Origin of the sequence: Streptomyces sp. NPDC019937 (genome assembly GCF_040631655.1) — a bacterium.
GTDB lineage: Bacteria > Actinomycetota > Actinomycetes > Streptomycetales > Streptomycetaceae > Streptomyces.
Genome location: NZ_JBEYAL010000063.1, coordinates 15,889 through 34,506 on the forward strand (window position 1 = coordinate 15,889; position 18,618 = coordinate 34,506).

Below are 18,618 nucleotides of genomic sequence, written 5' to 3' on the forward strand. Positions count from 1 at the left end.
GAAGGGACGAAGCAGAACCATGACCGAACCGAAGCGCGGAATTGTCCTGGGCGGCGGCTGGGCGGGAATGTTGGCCGCGCATGTGCTCGCCCGCCATCTGGAGAGCGTCACCGTCGTGGAGCGTGATGTGCTGCCGGACGGGCCCTGCCACCGCAAGGGTTCGCCCCAGGCGCGCCACGTCCATGTGCTGTGGTCGAGTGGCGCCCGTATCGTCGACGCGCTGCTGCCGGGCACGATCGACCGGCTGCTGGGCGCGGGTGCCCGCCGGGTGGGATTCCACGAGGACCTGGTGACGCTGACCTCGCACGGCTGGCAGCACCGCTTCCCACCGCGGCAGTACGCCATCATGTGCACCCGGCCGTTCCTGGACTGGATCGTCCGCGACCAGATCCTGGCGGCCGGCCGGATCTCCGTACGGTCGCGCGCCGAGATCCTCGACCTGGCCGGAGAGGGCAAACGGGTCGCCGGGGCGCGGGTGCGGGACATGGACACCGGGGCCCTGGAAACGCTGGAAGCGGACCTGGTGGTCGACGCCTCGGGGCGTGGATCCCGGCTGCGGCACTGGCTGTCGGCGCTGGAACTGCCCCCGGTGGAGGAGGACGTCGTCGACGCGGGCATCGCGTACGCCACCCGGGTGTTCCGGGCGCCGCCGGGGGCCACCGCCGGATTCCCCGCCGTCAACGTGGCCGCCGACCACCGGGTGCGCGAGCCCGGCCGCTTCGGCGTGGTCTACCCGCAGGAGGACGGCACCTGGATGGTGACGCTGTCCTGCACCCGTGGCGCCGGACTGCCCACGCACGACGACGACTTCCTGCCCTACGCCCGGACCCTGCGCCATCCGCTCGTCGCCGACCTCATCGCCCTGGCCGAGCCGTTGACGTCGGTGGCGGTCTCCCGCGTCGGTGCCAACCGCCGGCTGTATCCGGAACGGCTGGACACCTGGCCGGAGGGGCTGCTCGTCCTCGGGGACGCGCTGGCCGCGTTCAACCCGATCTACGGCCATGGGATGAGCGCCGCCGCACGCGGCGCCGCCGCGCTCGACGCGGAGCTGCGACGGTCCGGATACGACCCGGCACGGACCCGGCGGGTGCAGCAGGCCGTCAGCGCCGTGGTGGACGACCCGTGGATCATGGCCGCGTCCAAGGACGTCGAATACGTCAACTGCCGTACCAGCGTGACGGATCCCCGGCTGACCGGCGGGGCGGTGGCGCGGCAGCGCTTCTCCGACCTCATCTCCGACCGGGCGATTCGCGCCTCCGCGGTGTGTGACGTGGTGACCGATGTGATCAGCCTGGCCGCCCCGCAGTCCGAGCTGGCGACCAGCCGCTTCCTGTCGCTGATGCAGCAGGACCGGCCGCTGCCGGAACTCACCGCGCCGCCACTGCGCCCCGAAGAACTCGCCCTGGTGGATCTGAATCCGCGCAGCACGGTGGCCGGGCGACCGTCATGACGAACGAGGAAAAGCTCGTCGACTACCTCAGGTGGACCACGGCCGAGCTGCACGAGGCCCGGCGGCAGCTGCGGGATCTGCGATCGAAGCAGGAGTCCGAGCGGGAATGGGCGCGCGAGGCGGAGCGGGAGTCGGGACGGGAGGAGCCGGTCGCGATCGTCGGCATGGCCTGCCGCTTCCCCGGCGGGGTGAGCACACCGGAGCAGCTGTGGGATCTGGTGGCCGGTGAACGGGACGCCGTCTCCGGTCTTCCCACCGACCGCGGATGGGATCTGGAGCGCCTCCACGACTCCGATCCGGGCCACCGTGGCAGCTCGTGCGTGCGCGCGGGCGGCTTCATCCATGACGCGGGCGCGTTCGACGCGGAGTTCTTCGACATCGGCCCCCGTGAGGCCGCGGCCATCGAACCGCAGCAGCGGATGCTGCTGGAGCTGGCCTGGGAGGCCGCGGAGAGCGCGGGCATCGACCCACTGACGCTGCGCGGCAGCTCCACGGGCGTGTACACGGGCGTGATGTACCACGACTACGCCGCGCGGCTGAGCGAGATCCCGGAGGATCTGCTGGGGCACGTGGGGAACGGCAGCGCCGGAAGCGTGGCATCGGGCCGGATCGCGTTCACCCTCGGATTGCGGGGCGCGGCCGTCACCCTGGACACGGCGTGTTCGTCGTCGCTGGTGGCGATGCATCTGGCCGCACGGTCCCTGCGTCAGCGGGAATGTGCCCTGGCGCTGGCCGGTGGAGCCGCGCTCCTGTACACCCCCAGCGTGTTCCAGGCGGCCTCCGGCCAGCAGCAGCTCGCCCCCGACGCGCGGTGCAAGTCCTTCGCGGACGCGGCCGACGGCATGGTGTACGGGGAGGGCGCCGGTCTGGTGCTGCTGGAGCGGCTGTCCGACGCGCGCCGCCACGGCCACCAGGTGCTGGCGGTGCTCCGCGGTTCGGCGATCAACCAGGACGGCGCCAGTACGGGGATGGCCGCGCCGAACGGCCCGGCCCAGCAGGAACTGATCCGGGACGCGCTGGCGCACGCCGGGCTGTCGGCGGCCGACGTGGACGCGGTGGAGGCGCATGGCACCGGTACCGCGTTCGGCGACTCCATCGAGGCGCAGGCGCTGCTGGCCACCTACGGTCAGCAGCGGCCGGACGGCCGGCCCCTGCTCCTGGGGTCGGTGAAGTCGAACATCGGGCACACCCAGGCCGCCGCCGGGCTGGCCGGTGTCATCAAGATGGTGATGGCCATGCGGCACGGGGTGCTGCCGCGTTCGCTGCACATCGACCGGCCCACCCGCCTGACCGACTGGCGCAGGGGTGCGGTGCGGCTGCTGACCGAGCGGACGGCGTGGCCGGCACGCGACGAGGGCCCGCGGCGCGCCGGGGTGTCCTCCTTCAGCGCGAGCGGCACCAACGCCCATCTGATCCTGGAGCAGGCGCCCCCCTGTTCTGATGCCGATGGCGGTGATGTTCCGCCCGGCGGAGTGGTGCCCTGGGTGCTGTCCGCGCGTGGTGCGGCGGCGTTACGTGGCCAGGCGCGGGCTCTGGCCGCCCATACGGCCCGGGATGCGGACGTGGCACCGCGCGATGTGGGGTGGTCGCTGGCCACGACGCGTTCGGTGTTCGCCCACCGGGCCGTGGTGGTCGGCGAGGGGCAGGACGAGCTACGGGCGGGGCTGGAGGCGCTGGCAGCGGGTGAACCGCATCCGGCGGTGATCGGGCCGGGTGTGGTCCGTTCCGGCGGGGTGACGGGCCCGCCGCTACGGACGGTGTTCCTGTTCGACGGCGGAGGCGGAAGGTGTACGGCGGCGGGCCGCGAACTGTACGACCGTTTCCCGGCGTTCGCCGCCGCGTTCGACGAGGTGTGCACGCTGCTGGGAACGGCGGGGGAACATCCGCCGCCGGGCTCGGACGCCGGGCTGTTCGCGCTGTACATCGCGCTGGTCCGGCTGCTGGACACCGCCGGGGTACGGCCCGATGCGGTGACGGGTGACTCCGTCGGCGCGATCACCGCCGCGCATGTCGCCGGTGTCTTCGGCCTCTCCGACGCCTGCCGTCTCGTCGCGGCCGGTCCCGGCGAACTCTCCCGGGCCATCGGCACGGTGTCCCTCCGCCACCCGGCGATCCCGGTCCTCGACGGCCTCACCGGCCTGCCCGTCGACGAGCGGATCAGCACACCCGGCTACTGGTGCGACCGCGACACCGCCGACCCGCGCCCCGAGGCCCCGAACCCGGGCGGAGCCGGTGTGGTCTGGGAGTTGGGGCCCGGGCGTGGTCTGCCGGACGAGGCGGCGCCGCTGGTGCTGTCGCCGTTCGGTGGCGACGGCGAGCGGTCGGAGGCGCGTGAGCTGACGTACGCGCTGGCGCGTCTGCACACCACGGGCGCCACCGTCGACTGGGCCGCCCTCTTCCGCGGCGCCACATCACCGCGTACCGTCCCGTTGCCCACCTACGCCTTCCAGCGGCAGCGGTTCTGGCTGGAGAACGCATCGCACACGGATCCCGCACCGGTGACCGAGACGTGGGTGGACACCGAGTTCTGGGATGCCGTGGAGCACGCGGACATGGCGGCCCTCACCCGGACCCTGGATGTGCCCGCGGAGCGGCACGACCTGCTCCGGGAGATCCTGCCCGCCCTGGCCACCTGGCGGCGGCAGCGGCAGTGGCGGCACCGGATCGCCTGGCAAGCCATGACCGAGGTGGTGGCGCCGCGGCTGTCCGGCGCCTGGCTGGTCGCGTCGGCCGGCGGCGCGGGCGCCGACTCCGTTGTCGCCGCGCTGCGCGAGCACGGCGCCGACATCGTCGAACTCGGGCCGGACGGCCCGTCGGTCCGTGCCCTCACCGAGCGGATATCCGACGCCGCCACCGGGCGGTTCGTCGCGGGTGTGCTCTCGCTGTCGGCTCTGGACGAGACGCGGCCCCCGGCCGACGACGGCCGAAGCCCGGCGCTCGCCCCGGCCATCTCGCTGGTCGAGGCGGTCGAGCGGGCCGGGATCGAGGCCCCGGTGTGGGTGGCCACGCGCGGCGCGGTGAGCGTCGGTCGCGGGGATCCGCTGAGCCGTCCGGAACAGGCCCAGCTCTGGGGCCTGGGCCGCGCGCTCGCGGTGGAACGTCCGCGCTGCTGGGGCGGGCTGGTCGATCTGCCGGACCGGTTCGACGCCCGGGCCGGTCGGCGGCTGGCGAGCGCCCTGGCGGGCCTCCACGGCGAGGGCGAAGTGGCCGTACGCGCCGACTGCTGCTTCACGCGACGTCTGGTGCGGGACGCGCCCGGGCGGGCCACCACCGGCAACGGCTCCGCACCGCGAGGCTGGACCGCCCAGGGCACGGTGCTGATCACGGGGGCGGCCACCGCGCTGGGCGCGCACACCGCCCGCTGGGTGGCCGGAGCGGGGGCGGGCCGTCTGCTCCTCCTCGACACCACGGCCCCGGACGACGCTCTGCTCGCCGGCCTGGCCGCCTCGGGGGCACAGGTGTCCGTCGCCACCGCCGATCCGGCCGATGCGGACGCGCTCGCCGCCGCCGTGGCCGCTCTTCCGGCCGACGCGCCGCTGACCGCGGTGCTGCATCTCGCGGTGCCGCCACCCGATGAGACCGGGCCGCTGGACGCGGCGCGGATCGCGCGTACGTGGCCGACAGCGGTGGCGGCGGCCAGGAATCTGTGCGCTCTGGGCCTGAAGAGCGACCTGTCGGCCTTCGTGCTCAGTTCCTCGGCCGTCGGTGTGCTGCCCGGCCCGGGGCTGGGCAACCATGCTCCGGCCCACGCCTATCTGCACGCGCTCGCGCAGGAGTGCCGGGCGCGGGGCGTTCCGGCGACCTCGGTGTGCTGGGGCACGGGAACGTCCGCACCGTCCCCCCGATCGGCGGCCGCCCTGCTGCGGCAGGCGGTCATGGAGGACACGGTGTCCGTGGTCATCGCGGACATCGACGAAGCACCCACCAGGCGGGAGAAACGATGAACGCGTTCACGGCGGTCAATGGCAGCACCCCCGGCGAATCCTCCGAGCCCCAACCGAACGGACCCGATATGCACACGGAACAGAGCGAGGCCCATCTCGACGGCGCGGCCCTGCACCAGGCGCTGGCCATCGCCACGGCGGAGGAACGCGAGGACATCCTGCGGGAGACCGTACGGACTCAACTCGCCGACATCCTCTCCCCCACCCCGATCGACGACGACAGCAATTTCCTCGAGAACGGGCTCACATCGCTGACCGCGCTCGAACTCACCCGCAAGCTGATGACGCTCACCGACGTGGAAATTCCCCTGGTCGCCATTCTCGAATATCCCACCCCCGCCCAGCTCGGCCATTATCTCGCCGAGGCCTACGCGGCGGTCAACAGCGGGGACGGCGCGACCGCATAGGGAGTCGCGATACGCCGACACCGGGCGGGAGGGGGACCGTTCCCTCCCGCCCGGCGTCCTCCGTTCCCTCGCTACGCTTAAGTGCCGCTAATGCGCCATCAATTGACCGTCACTGGATCTCGAATCACCCATGGTGACCCGGCTAAAATTAGTGTATGGATCTTTCCGTGCCCGTAACCGACGATGTGAAATTGCATTTCCGACACCGGCCTGGAACCGCATCCCCCGCATTCCTTCTGGTGCATGGCATGGCCTCGAACGCCCGCATGTGGGACGAGGCCGCCGGTCATCTGGCCGCCGCGGGCCATCCGGTGTACGCGGCCGACCTGCGCGGCCACGGCGAGTCCGACACCCCGGAGAAGGGGTACGACACGCAGACCGCCGTCGCGGACCTGGTGGCGGCCTGCGCCGCCCTCGAGCTGTCCGGGGTCGTACTGGCCGGGCACTCCTACGGCGGCAACGTGTCGGTGCGGCTGACCGCCGAGCATCCGGAGCTGGTGGCGGGGCTGGCCCTGGTCGACGGCGGCTGGCTCGAACCCGCCAAGGCCTTCCCCTCATGGGAGGCGTTCGCCGGCGCGCTGCGCCCGCCCGCGCTGGACGGCGCCACCGTGCGGAGCGTGAGTGACTACTTCCGGGACATTCACCCCGACTGGTCCCCGGCGGCGATCGAAGCGGCCGTGGCCACCATGCGCGAGAACCCGGACGGTTCGCTGTCCCGGCGTATGACCCTCGAACAGCACACGTCGATGCTGCGCAGCATTTGGGACGAGCCGCCGAGCCCCTGGTACCCGGCCATTTCGGTGCCGACCCTGCTGATGCCCGCCATCCCCAAGGGCGCGGACCGGCAGTGGGCCGACCGTATCCGGTCCCGGATCGAGGCCACCACGGCCACGCTGCGCGGTGCGACGATGCGCGCATACCCGGACTCGGAGCACGATCTGCACGCCCAGCATCCCCAGCGGGTGGCGGAGGACCTGCTCGACCTGGCCCGTACCGTCCGGCAGCCCCTCTGACGTTCGATGACAGTCCTCGTGAAGCATCCCCGTACGGCGTGCCGTACGGGGATGCTTCACGAGGACTGCCGGGCCCCGGCCGCTCAGGGTCCCCATTCACGGTCGATGAGGGCGAACACTTCGTCGGCGGTGGCGGCGGACAGGTCCTGCTCGTCCGCCGGTGCCCCGTCTTCGCCCGCGGTGGCCGTGTACTTCCACAGGAGGCCCTGCAGTCGGTGCACCAGACCGGCGCGCCGCGGGTCTTCGGCCGCCATTCCGGCCAGCGCCGCCTCCAGCGCGTCGAGGTGTCCGAGCCCCGGATCGGCGGTCGCGGACTCCTCCGGGGCCAGTTGAGCCAGCAGCGAGCCCGCCAGGGTCTCCGGTGTCGGATAGTCGAAGACCACCGTCGTCGGCAGGCTCAGCCCGGTGGCGGCACGCAGCCGGTTCCTGAGTTCCACCGCCGCGATCGAGTCGAAGCCCAGCTCCTTGAACGGCCGCCCCGGGTCGACCGCCTCCGCCGCCGGGTAGTGGAGTACGGCGGCCACGTGTCCGCGTACGAGGGCGAGCAGCCGGCCGGCCCGTTCGCCCTCGTCCAGCGGGGCCAGCTCCTCGCGCAGCGCCACGGCACCGTCCTGGACGGCCTCCCCCTCGGCGGGCTCCTGCGTGGCCTCGATGGCCTGGCGGGCGGCGGGCACAGCGTCGAACAGCCTGCTCGGCCGGGCGAGGGTGAACAGGGGCGCGAAGCGTTCCCAGGTGACATCGGCGATCGTCATCTGCGGATCGTCGTGGTCGAGGACGTGCCGCAGGGCGTTCAGCGCCCGCCGCGGATCCAGCGGCGACAGGCCCTGGCGCCGGGAGCGCTCGGTGTGCGGGGCCACGGGGTGCCGCGTATCGGCACCGTCCCACAGATCCCACAGCCCCCAGGCGATCGAGTGGGTGGCCCGGCCCTCGGCCCTCCGGTGTTGCGCGAGCGCGTCGAGGTGGGCGGTTGCGGCGGCGTACGAGCCGTGGTCCTTGCTGCCCCATGCCGTCGCGACGGTGGAGCAGTGGATCACGGTGGCGTCGGGGCCGAGACGGCACGCCGCCTCAACGTCCTCTTGAGAGTAGGCGAGTTGAGCGGTCATCTCATCGGCCAGCCGCTCCGGTGTCAGCTCCGTCAGCGGTGCCAGCGCACCGGAGGTCGCGGTGTGCACGACCGTCCCGATCCGGGCGCCCTCCGCCACCAACTGCTCGATGGTACGGATGGTCCCCGCACGGTCGCCGGACGCACGGCCGGCGACCGTCAGCTCGGCCCCGAGCGCGTCCAGCTCGGCCTTCAGCGCGGTCTCCTCGTCTCCGTCCTGATGGCCCAGCAGGATCACATGCTTCGCGCCGTTGGCGGCCACCCATCGGGCGATGTGGGCCGCGGGACCGGTGGTGTCGCCGGTGATGAGCACGGCGTCGCGTGCCATCCAGGTCCGTGGCGACGAACCGCCGCCGATGGGGGCGGGGGCCATCCGTCGCCCGTACGCGCCCGCGGGGCGCAGCGCCACCTGGTCCTCGCCGGACGGCCCGGTGAGCAGCGCCCGCAGCCGGGCCGGGTCCAGTGCTTCGGGGGTCGCGGGAAGGTCGAGCAACCCGCCCCACTCGGCCGGGTGTTCGAGGGCGGCGACCCGGCCGAGGCCCCAGAGCTGGGCCTGTTCCGGAGCGGCCACGGGGTCGGTGTCGCCGACGGACACCGCCCCTCGGGTGGCGCACCACAGGGGCGCCGTGACGTTCGCGTCCACCAGCGCCTGCAGCAGGGTGAGCGTGTCCGTCAAGCCGGTGGCGGCCACGCCGTGCGGCCCAGGGTGTGCGGAGGCGTCGAGTGCCAGGAGGGACAGGACACCGGTTGGTGGCTCCGCGTCGGCGTACCGGTCGTGCAGCTGCTTCGTGAGCCGCGTCCGGTCGGTGTCCTCGGAAACGATCAGCTGGTCCACCTGTCCACCGCCCACGCTCAGCGCCCGGACGCAGGCGTCCACCCAGCCGTGCGCGCCGTCGGCCGGTCGGACGACGAGCCAGGTGTGCGCGCCGTCCGGAGTGCTGTCGGTGAGGTCGGTGAGGGGTTGCCATTGGATCCGATAGCGCCAGGAGTCCACGGCGGACCGCTCACGCCGCTCGCGCCGCCACGCGGAGAGCACCGGCAGCACCGTGCCCCACACGGACCTCGCGCCATGGTCGTCGGGGAGCCGCAGCGTATCGGAGACGGCCCGCAGGTCCTCGTCGTCGACGGCGGCCCAGAACCGTGCCTCGTCCTCGTCCGCCTGCGGCGTCGCGTCGGACGGCACCGCGTCGGGCAGCCAGTACCGCTCGCGCTGGAAGGCGTAGGTGGGCAGGTCGACGGTGCGCGGGGCCGCCGGGCCGGCCGGGTGGAGGGTCGTCCAGTCGACCGTGGCCCCGGCGGTGAAGGCCTGGGCGAGGGACTGGATCAACTGGGCCCTGCCCCCGTGGTCGCGGCGCAGGGTGGGCACGGTGACGGCCTCGACGCCCGTGTGCTCGAACGTCTCCTGCATGCCGACGGTCAGCACGGGGTGGGCGCTGGTCTCGATGAACGCCCGGTGGCCATCGGCCAGCAGCGCCTCGATGGCGTCGGCGAACCGTACGGGCTCCCGCAGGTTCGTCACCCAGTAGCCGCTGTCCAGGGCGCCGGTGTCGAGCCGTCCGCCGGTGACGGTGGAGTAGAACGCCACTTTCGACGCGCTCGGCCGGATTCCGGCCAGAACCTCGGTCAGTTCGCCGGCGATGTCGTCGACCTGCGGGCCGTGGGAGGCGTAGTCCACGTCGATCAGGCGCGCTCGCCCGCCCGTTTCCCGGCAGGCGGCCACCGCGTCGGCCACCTGCGCCGGCGGGCCCGAAATCACGGTGGAGGAAGGGCCGTTGACGGCCGCCAGCCCGACCTCGGCGGCCCGGTCGCCGAGCCCGGCCAGCAACGTGCTCGCCCGCTCATGGCCCAGGCCGAGGGACGCCATCGCCCCGCCGCCCGCCAGCCTGCGCAACGCCCGGCTGCGCAGCGCCACGACCTTGGCACCGTCCTCCAGGGACAGCGCCCCCGCCACCACGGCCGCCGCGATCTCGCCCTGGCTGTGGCCCACGACCGCCGCGGGCGTCACCCCGTGCCCGGCCCACACCGCCGCCAGGGAGACCATCACCGCCCAGAGCACGGGCTGCACCACATCCACCCGGCTCATCTCGGCCGCGCCCTGAGCGTCGCGCAGGACATCGGTGAGCGACCAGTCGACGTACGGTGACAGCGCCCGCTCGCACTCCGCCACACGCGCCGCGAACACCGGCGACGCGTCGAGCAGCCCGGCCCCCATGCCGGCCCACTGCGAACCCTGGCCCGGGAACACCAGCACCGGACCCGGCTCCCCCGCCACGGCGGCGGCACCGGGGTGGACCACGCCCGGGTGTGCCTCCCCGGTGGCGAGCGCCGTGACGGCCGCCAGCAGCGCGTCCCGGTCCTCGCCGAGCGCCACGGCCCGGTGGTCGAACAGCGACCGTGTGGTGGCGAGCGACCAGCCCACATCCGCCACGGGCTGCCGCGGGTCCTCGACCACCCGTGCCGCCAGCGCCGCCGCTTGCCCCCGCAGGGCCCGCTGGCTGCGGGCGGAGAGCACCCACGCGGTGACGTCGGCGGCGGCCGCGCCCGGTACAGCCGCCGCGGCAGGTTCGGGTGGCTCGGGCGCCTGTTCCAGGATCAGATGGGCGTTGGTGCCGCTGATGCCGAAGGAGGACACCCCCGCCCGGCGCGGTCGCTCGCCCCTCGGCCACGCCACCGGTTCGGTGAGCAGCCGTACCCCACCGCCTTCCCAGTCCACATGCGGCGTCGGCTCGTCGATGTGCAGGGTGACCGGCAGCGTCTCCTTCCGGAGGGCCATCACCATCTTGATCACACCGGCCACGCCCGCCGCGGCCTGGGCGTGACCGATGTTGGACTTGAGGGAGCCCAGCCACAGGGGCCGGTCCGCGGGTCGGTCCCGGCCGTACGTGGCCAGCAGCGCGTGCGCCTCGATCGGGTCGCCGAGCGAGGTCCCCGTGCCGTGCGCCTCCACCGCGTCCACCTGGTCGGGGGTGAGGCGGGCGTTGGCCAGCGCGTGGCGGATCACCCGCTCCTGCGCCACGTCGTTGGGGGCGGTCAGGCCGTTGCTGGCGCCGTCCTGGTTGACGGCCGAACCGCGGATCACCGCCAGTACCCGGTGGCCGTGGCGGCGGGCGTCCGACAGCCGCTCCAGCAGTATCAGCCCGACACCCTCGGAGAATCCGGTGCCGTCGGCGGCCGCGGCGAAGGACTTGCAGCGCCCGTCCGGAGCCAGTCCGCGCTGCCGGGAGAACTCGGCGAACGCGGTCGGGGTCGTGAGCGCGGTGACCCCGCCCGCCAGCGCCAGGTCGCACTCGCCCTGCCGCAGCGCCTGGCAGGCCAGGTGCATCGCCACCAGGGACGACGAACACGCGGTGTCCACCGTCACCGCGGGCCCTTCAAGCCCGAAGGTGTACGCCACCCGGCCGGACACCACGCTGGTGAGGCTGCCGGTGGTGGCGTACCCCTCGAAGCCCTCGGGGATCCTGGGCATCCGGGACAGATAGTCCTGGCTGGACACCCCGGCGTACACACCTGTCGGGCTGCCCTTCAGCGAGGTGGGGTCGATGCCCGCTCGTTCCAGCAGTTCCCAGGACACTTCCAGCAGCAGCCGCTGCTGCGGATCCATCGCCAGCGCCTCGCGCGGGCTGATGCCGAAGAACTCGGCGTCGAAGCGGTCGGCCTCGCGCAGGAATCCCCCGTGGCGGACATAGCTGGTACCGGGGTGGTCGGGATCCGGGTGGTACAGGCACTCCAGGTCCCAGCCGCGGTCGGTGGGGAACTCCTCGATCCCGTCTGCGGCCGAGGACACCAGCTCCCATAACTCCTCGGGCGAGCCCACCCCGCCGGGGTAGCGGCACGCCATGCTCACCACGGCCACCGGCTCCTGGGAACGCTCCTCCAGGTCCCGAACCCGCTGACGGGCCTGCCCCAGATCCACCGTGACCCGCTTCAGGTAGTGGCGGAGCTTTTCTTCCGTACCCGACATCAGTCCTCACTTACGCTATGTGTGCTCAAGAAGGCAGTTCCCGGTCGATGAACGCGAACAGCTCGTCGTCCGACGCGGCTTCCACAGCCTCGTCGTCCACGGCCTGGCCGACGGCGGCCTCCGGCGTGCCGTCGGCGAGCCGCCACAGGAGCGCCTCCAGGCGCTTCGCCAGCCTGCCGCGGGCCTGGTCGTCGGGGACGAACCGGGCCATCGCCCCTTCCAGCTTCTCCAGCTCGCCGAAGACGGGGAGGGAAGTGTCCGCGGCCGCGGGGCACAGCTGTTCGCGGAGGTCGTCGGCGATGGCCGAGGACGTCGGATGACGGAAGATGAACGTGGCGGGCAGGCGCAACCCGGTGGCCGCTGCGAGCCGATTGCGCAGCTCGACGGCGGTCAGCGAATCGAACCCCAGATCCTTGAACGGGGTGTCGCTGTCCACCGCCCTCGCATCGGTGTGCCCCAGCACCGCGGCCGCCTGGGTGCGCACCAGGTGCAGCAGTTCGCGGTGTTGTTCGTCCGGTGTCAGCGCGGTGAGCCGACCGACCAGTCCCGCGGCGGGTACGCCGGTGGCGGCGGTCCGCCGCCCGGTAGCCCTGCGGGCGTCCTGGGTGAGGGCGCGCAGCAGGGCCGGGTGGGAGTCGGTGGGCTGTGCGGCCAGGGCGCGGATGTCGAGGTCGACGGCCGCCGGCCGAGGATCGCCGTGCCAGCAGGCGGCGTCCAGGAGGCGCAGCGCCTGGTCGTTGGACATCGCGGCGATTCCGGACCGGGCCATCCGGGCCACATCCGTCTCGGCCAGATGGCCGGTCATCCCGCTGGCCTCGGCCCACAGCCCCCAGGCCACCGACACGCCGGGCAGGCCGAGGTTCTGGCGGTGGGCGGCGAGGGCGTCGCAGAAGGCGTTGGCCGCCGCGTAGTTGGCCTGCCCCGGGCTGCCCATGACTCCGGCGGCCGAGGAGAACATCACGAATACGGCCAGCGGAAGGTGGGCGGTGGCGGTGTGCAGGTTGGCCGCGGCGGTGGCCTTGGCTCCCCACACCCGGGCCAGCCGCTCCGGCGTTTGCGAGGTGACGACGGCGTCGTCCAGCACGCCCGCGGCGTGGATGACACCGGTCAGCGGATGCGCCGGATCGATGCCCGCGACGAGAGCGCTGACGGTGATGGGGTCGGCCACGTCGGCCGCTTCGATCCGTACGTCCGCACCCAACTCGCTGAGCCGGCACGCTAGTTCCTTGGCGGTGGGGGCGTCGGGACCGCTGCGGCTGACCAGCAGCAGATGCCGGACCCCCCAGACACGGACCAGATGCTCGGCCACCTGCCCGCCCAGAGTCCCGGTACCGCCCGTGATCAGCACCGTGCCCTCGGGATCCACCCGGGCCGGGACATCGAGCACCAGCTTGCCGGTGTGCTTGGCCTGGCTCAGGTGCCGTAGCGCCTCCCGCGCCCGCCACAACGGCCACACCCGCACCGGAGGCGGCACCAAAACACCCGAACCGAACAGCCCACCCAGCTCGCCCAGCATCCGGCCGATACGCTCCGGCCCCGCATCGCTGATCAGGTCGTATGCCACGTACCGTACCCCGGGATACTCGGCCGCGATCTGCTCCGGATCACGAACGTCGGTCTTCCCCATCTCCAGCAACCGACCACCACCAGCCAGCAACCGCAGGGAACCATCCACGAACGGCCCAGCCAGACTGTTCAATACGACATCCACACCACGGCCACCAGTGGCCTCCCACACCACGTGCTCAAAATCCAGATCACGAGACGAAGCCCGGTGCGCACGGTCGATGCCCATCTCCTCCAGCACCGCATGCTTGCCGGGACTCGCCGTGGCATAAATCTCCGCACCCAGGTGACGGGCGATCTGCACCGCCGCCATCCCCACACCACCCGTCGCGGCATGAATCAGCACCGACTCCCCCGACCGGAGTCCGCCCAGCTCGACCAGCCCGTACCAGGCGGTGAGGAACACCACGGGTACCGCGGCGGCCTGCTGGAAGCTCCAGCCGGAGGGGACGGGGGCCACGAGCCGTGCGTCCGTGACCGTCAGGGGGCCGAAGGACTGGTCGAAGACGCCCATGACCCGGTCTCCGACCGCGACTGCGGTGACTCCGGGGCCGATGTCCACCACCACACCGGCGCCTTCGCCACCCAGCCCGGTCTGCCCCGGGACCATGCCCAGGCTCACCACGACGTCCCGGAAGTTGATACCGGCCGCGCGGACGGCGATGCGCACCTGGCCCGTCCCCAGCGGTTCCAGTACCTCCGGGCAGGGCACCGGCACCACGTTGTCCAGGGTGGGCGTACCGACGGTGTCCAACCGCCATGCGGCCGGTTGCTCCACCGGGCCCACGAGTCCCGCGCCACCGACGCCGGCCCGGACGAGGCGGGGCACCAGGGCCCGCCCCGCACGGAGGGCGAGCTGTGGTTCGTCGCTCGCCACGGCGTGGGCGACGGCGGTCCGTACGGTGTCGGCGTTGGTCTCGTCGTCGAGGTCGAGCAGGAGGAACCGGCCGGGGTTCTCCGACTGGGCGCTGCGTACGAGGCCCCACGCAGCTGCGGCAGCCACCTGTACGCCGTCTTCCGTGGAGCCGTCAACGGTGACCGCGCCGTGCGTCACGACCACCAACCGGGCGTCGGACAGCCGCGGTTCGGCCAGCCAGCCCTGGAGCAGGGCCAGCGTCCGTTCCGTCATGGCCAGGCCCTCGGCCGCCATCGCGTCGCCGACGTCCGTGGGCGGTACGTCGGCGAACACCACCGGCGGGGTCGGCTCACCGAGATCGAGCGCCTCGCTCAGTGCCGTGAGGTCCGGGAAGTGGCTCATGTCCGGGTGGGCAAGGTTCGGGGCATCGGGGCCCAGCACGGTCCAGCGGCCGTCGGCGTCCGCCGGTTCCGTGGTGTCCACCGCGAGGGGCAGTGACGTCCAGTCGAGGGTGAACAGGCTGTCCGTACGACGGGTGTCCACCGACCGCAGCTGGTCCGCACTCGCCGGGCGCATCGCCACCGAATCCACGGTGAGCACCGGCGCGCCGACCGCGTCGGCCACGGTCACACGCAACGCTCGCTCGCCGTCCGCGCTCTGCTCGTGGGGGGACAGGCGGACCCGGACCGTGGTCGCCTCGGCCGCCCATAGCGTCACACCGTTCCACGCGAACGGCAACCACACCTGGCCAGGGGCGATCCCGGTGTCCGTGCCGGTGGTGAGCTGGTCGATCAGCAGGGCCGGGTGCAGGGCGGCGTCGAGGAGCGCCGGGTGGATGCCGAAGCCATCGTGTTCGCCCGCGGCGTCCGGCAGTACCACCTCGGCCAGGACGTCCGCGCCGTCCTGCCACACCGCGCGCAGCCCCTGGAAGGCGGGCCCGTACGCATATCCGGCGGCCGCGACGCGTTCGTAGAATCGCTCGGTCTCGAGTGGTTCCGCGCCCGCCGGGGGCCATGCGCCACCCAGTCCGGCCACGTCGTCGGCGCGATCGGCGGGCGCGCTCAGTACGCCCTCGGCATGGCACACCCACCCCGGGTCGGTGCCCGGTTCGGCATCGCGGTCGGGCCGCGAGTACACCTGCACCTCGCGGCGTCCGTCGCCCCCGGACGCGCCGACGACCACTTGGAGCCGCAACCCGCCGGACGGGGGCAACACCAGCGGCACCTGGAGCGCCAGCTCCTCCACTCCACCGGCGCCGGCCTCGTCGGCGGCCCGCAGAACCCACTCCGCCAGGCCCGCGCCCGGCACCAGCACCGTGTCCGCCACCACGTGGTCACCGAGCCACGCAGGCCTGCGCGCCGAGAGCCGGCCCGTCAGCACATGGCCACTGCCGTCGGCGAGCTCCACGGCCGCGGCCAGCACGGGATGCCGCGCGGAGAGCAGCCCGAGGTCGGCGGGGTTGCCTCCGCGCCCGGTGTGGCCGTCGAGCCAATACCGCTCACGCTGGAAGGCGTAGGTGGGCAGCTCCACGACCCGGGGCGGGGGCGAGGTGGGATACAGGGTCGTCCAGTCGACGTCGACTCCGGCGATGAACGCGTGGGCGAGGGACCGCAGCAATTGGGTCCGGTCTCCGTGGTCGCGGCGCAGTGTGGGGACCGTGACGGCCTGCACGCCCGTGCACTCGAAGGTCTCCTGCATGCCGATGGTCAGCACGGGGTGCGTGCTGGTCTCGATGAACGCCCGGTGCCCGTCGGCCAGCGCCGCCTCGAGCGCGTCGGCGAACCGTACGCGCTCCCGCAGATTCGTCACCCAGTAGGCGGTGTCCAGTCGTGCCGTATCGGCCTGGCCACCGGTCACCGTGGAGTAGAACATGATGCCTTTTTGAGACGTATCGTTCGGGTGGATCCCGTCCAATTCGCGGAACAGCTCGTCGCGGATCTCATCGATCTGAGGGCCATGCGAGGCGTAGTCCACGTCGATGAGCCGTGCGCGCCCGCCGTTCTCCTGGCACGCCGCCACCGCGGCGGCCACTTGCTGTGGCGGTCCTGAAATGACCGTCGAAGAGGGCCCGTTGACCGCGGCCACACCCACCGCGGCCGCCTCGTCGCCGAGCCGGGCCAGCAGCTGTCCGGCCTGCTCCTGGCCCACACCCAACGATGCCATCGCTCCGCCACCGGCCAGCCGACGCAGGGCCCGGCTGCGCAGGGCCACGACCTTCGCGCCATCCTCCAGCGACAGCGCCCCGGCGACGACCGCTGCGGCGATCTCCCCTTGGCTGTGACCGACCACCGCGCCAGGTTTTACGCCGTGCCCGGCCCACACCGCGGCCAGGGACACCATCACCGCCCACAACACCGGTTGCACCACATCGACCCGGCCCAGATCGCCCGCGCCCTCGGTGCCGCGCAGTACGTCGGTGAGTGACCAGTCGACGTACGGCGACAGTGCCCGCTCGCACTCCGCTACCCGCGCCGCGAACACCGGCGACGCATCGAGCAGGGCGGCTCCCATCCCGGCCCATTGGGTCCCCTGGCCCGGAAACACCAGCACCGGGCCCGCATCGCTCGGCGGCGCCGGTGCGCCCGCATGTACCACGCCCGGGTGGGACTCCCCTGCCGCCAGCGCCTCGACCGCCGCCACCAGCTCCGTGCGGTCCTCGCCCACCACCACCGCACGATGCTCGAACACCGACCGCGACCTGACCAACGACCAGCCCACATCCACCGGCCTCAGCCCAGGGTCCTCGGCCAGACGCGCCACCAGTGCCGCGGCCTGCCCGCGCAGGGCCTCCGTGCTGCGTGCGGACAGCACCCACGGCACGACATCATCATGCTCGGGCACCGGGTCTGGCTCGGGCGTGTCCGGGGCCTGCTCCAGGATGAGGTGAGCGTTCGTACCGGAGGCGCCGAAGGAGGACACTCCAGCACGGCGAGGCCTCCCGCTCCGCGGCCACTCCACGGGCTCGGACAGCAGCCGCACCGCGCCACCGGCCCAGTCGACGTGCGGCGTCGGCTCGTCGATGTGCAAGGAAGCGGGCAGTACACCATGCCGCATGGCCTGCACCATCTTGATCACACCCGCCACACCCGCGGCCGCCTGCGTATGCCCGATATTCGACTTGATGGAACCGAGGAACAGTGGCTGATCGGCGGGCCGTTGCCGGCCGTACGTCGCCAGCAGCGCCTGCGCCTCGATCGGATCGCCCAGCGTGGTGCCCGTACCGTGCGCCTCCACCGCGTCCACCTCGGCCGCCGACAAGCCCGCACCGGCCAGCGCCTGCCGGATCACCCGCTGCTGCGACGGCCCATTCGGCGCCGTCAGACCATTCGACGCACCATCCTGATTGACGGCGCTGCCGCGCACGACCGCCAGCACCTGACGGCCGTTCTTCCGCGCATCCGACAGCCGCTCCAGCAACAGCAGGCCGACGCCCTCGCCCCACCCCGTGCCATCAGCGGCAGCGGCGAAGGGTTTGCACCGGCCGTCCGGGGCCAGGCCGCGCTGACGCGAGAAACCGGTGAACACATCCGGCGTGGCCATCACCGTCACACCACCCGCCAGAGCAAGCGTGCACTCACCCTGCCGCAACGCCTGCGCGGCCAGATGCATCGCCACCAGCGATGACGAACACGCCGTATCCACCGTCACCGCCGGGCCTTCCAGACCCAGCGTGTACGCCACCCGGCCCGAGACCACACTGCCCGACCCCGCGAGCATCGCATAGCCTTCGAGCTTGCTATCGGCGCCGCTGCTCAGCCCTGCCGCGTAGTCGTGGTACATCACCCCGGCGTAGACACCGGTCGGACTGCCCTTCAGCGACATCGGGTCGATACCGGCCCGCTCCACCACCTCCCACGCCGCCTCCAGCAACAGACGCTGCTGCGGATCCGTCGCCAACGCCTCACGCGGATTGATGCCGAAGAACCCCGCGTCGAACGCATCCGCATCATGGAGGAAACCGCCCTCGTTCGCGTAGCTGGTGCCGGGGTGGTCGGGGTCCGGGTGGAAGAGGCCGTCCAGGTCCCAGCCCCGGCCCGTCGGGAACTCCCCGATCACATCCTTCCCCGAGGCGACCAGCTCCCACAGCTTCTCGGGAGACGTCGCGCCACCGGGGAAACGGCAGGTCATCCCCACGATCGCGATCGGCTCACCAGACTCGGCCACCGTCATCGCCGGGCCACGCGTCACCGCGGACTCGCCCGCCAACCGGGCGCACAGGTAGGTGGCCAGGGCGTGGGGGGTCGGATAGTCGAACACCATCGTCGCGGGCAACCGCAGCCCCGTCACCGCCGCCAACCGATTACGCAACTCCACCGCCG

The 18,618-nt window shown here is 72.7% G+C and carries 6 protein-coding genes; 4 read left to right on the forward strand and 2 right to left on the reverse strand.

Annotated elements, in window-relative coordinates:
• The first annotated feature begins 19 nt into the window (after positions 1-19).
• From ABZ562_RS38070 to ABZ562_RS38085, 4 genes are all read left to right on the forward strand, one after another.
• Entirely contained in the window at positions 20-1,450 is a 1,431-nt protein-coding gene (locus tag ABZ562_RS38070) for an FAD-dependent monooxygenase (RefSeq protein ID WP_361489130.1), read from the forward strand.
• Complete coding sequence (locus tag ABZ562_RS38075) at positions 1,447-5,394, forward strand: type I polyketide synthase (protein WP_361489132.1); 3,948 nt, start codon at positions 1,447-1,449, stop codon at positions 5,392-5,394. The genes ABZ562_RS38070 and ABZ562_RS38075 overlap by 4 nt, the downstream gene beginning before the upstream one ends.
• A gap of 68 nt (positions 5,395-5,462) precedes the next feature.
• Positions 5,463-5,801 carry an acyl carrier protein gene (locus tag ABZ562_RS38080; RefSeq protein WP_361489135.1) on the forward strand — a complete coding sequence of 113 codons (339 nt, stop codon included), beginning with the start codon at positions 5,463-5,465 and terminating at the stop codon, positions 5,799-5,801.
• 155 nt (positions 5,802-5,956) lie between these two features.
• Positions 5,957-6,814: an alpha/beta hydrolase gene (locus ABZ562_RS38085; RefSeq protein ID WP_361489138.1), complete on the forward strand. Its 858-nt coding sequence runs from the start codon at positions 5,957-5,959 to the stop codon at positions 6,812-6,814.
• An 83-nt stretch (positions 6,815-6,897) separates the two neighbouring features.
• On the opposite strand, the gene ABZ562_RS38090 is transcribed toward ABZ562_RS38085, so the two are convergent.
• Both ABZ562_RS38090 and ABZ562_RS38095 read right to left on the reverse strand, forming a co-directional pair.
• Positions 6,898-11,877, reverse strand: coding sequence for a type I polyketide synthase (locus ABZ562_RS38090; protein WP_361489141.1), 4,980 nt, complete (start codon positions 11,875-11,877; stop codon positions 6,898-6,900).
• Between the two features lie 25 nt (positions 11,878-11,902).
• The coding region (locus ABZ562_RS38095) for an SDR family NAD(P)-dependent oxidoreductase (protein ID WP_361489143.1) at positions 11,903-18,618 on the reverse strand (6,716 nt) is incomplete at its 5' end.

Bases quoted from the DNA above. Each gene is read 5' to 3' on its own strand.
- ABZ562_RS38075 (WP_361489132.1), top strand. From the start codon at position 1,447: ATGACGAACGAGGAAAAGCTCGTCGACTACCTCAGGTGGACCACGGCC.
- ABZ562_RS38085 (WP_361489138.1), top strand. From the start codon at position 5,957: ATGGATCTTTCCGTGCCCGTAACCGACGATGTGAAATTGCATTTCCGA.
- ABZ562_RS38070 (WP_361489130.1), top strand. From the start codon at position 20: ATGACCGAACCGAAGCGCGGAATTGTCCTGGGCGGCGGCTGGGCGGGA.
- ABZ562_RS38090 (WP_361489141.1), bottom strand. From the start codon at position 11,877: ATGTCGGGTACGGAAGAAAAGCTCCGCCACTACCTGAAGCGGGTCACG.
- ABZ562_RS38080 (WP_361489135.1), top strand. From the start codon at position 5,463: ATGCACACGGAACAGAGCGAGGCCCATCTCGACGGCGCGGCCCTGCAC.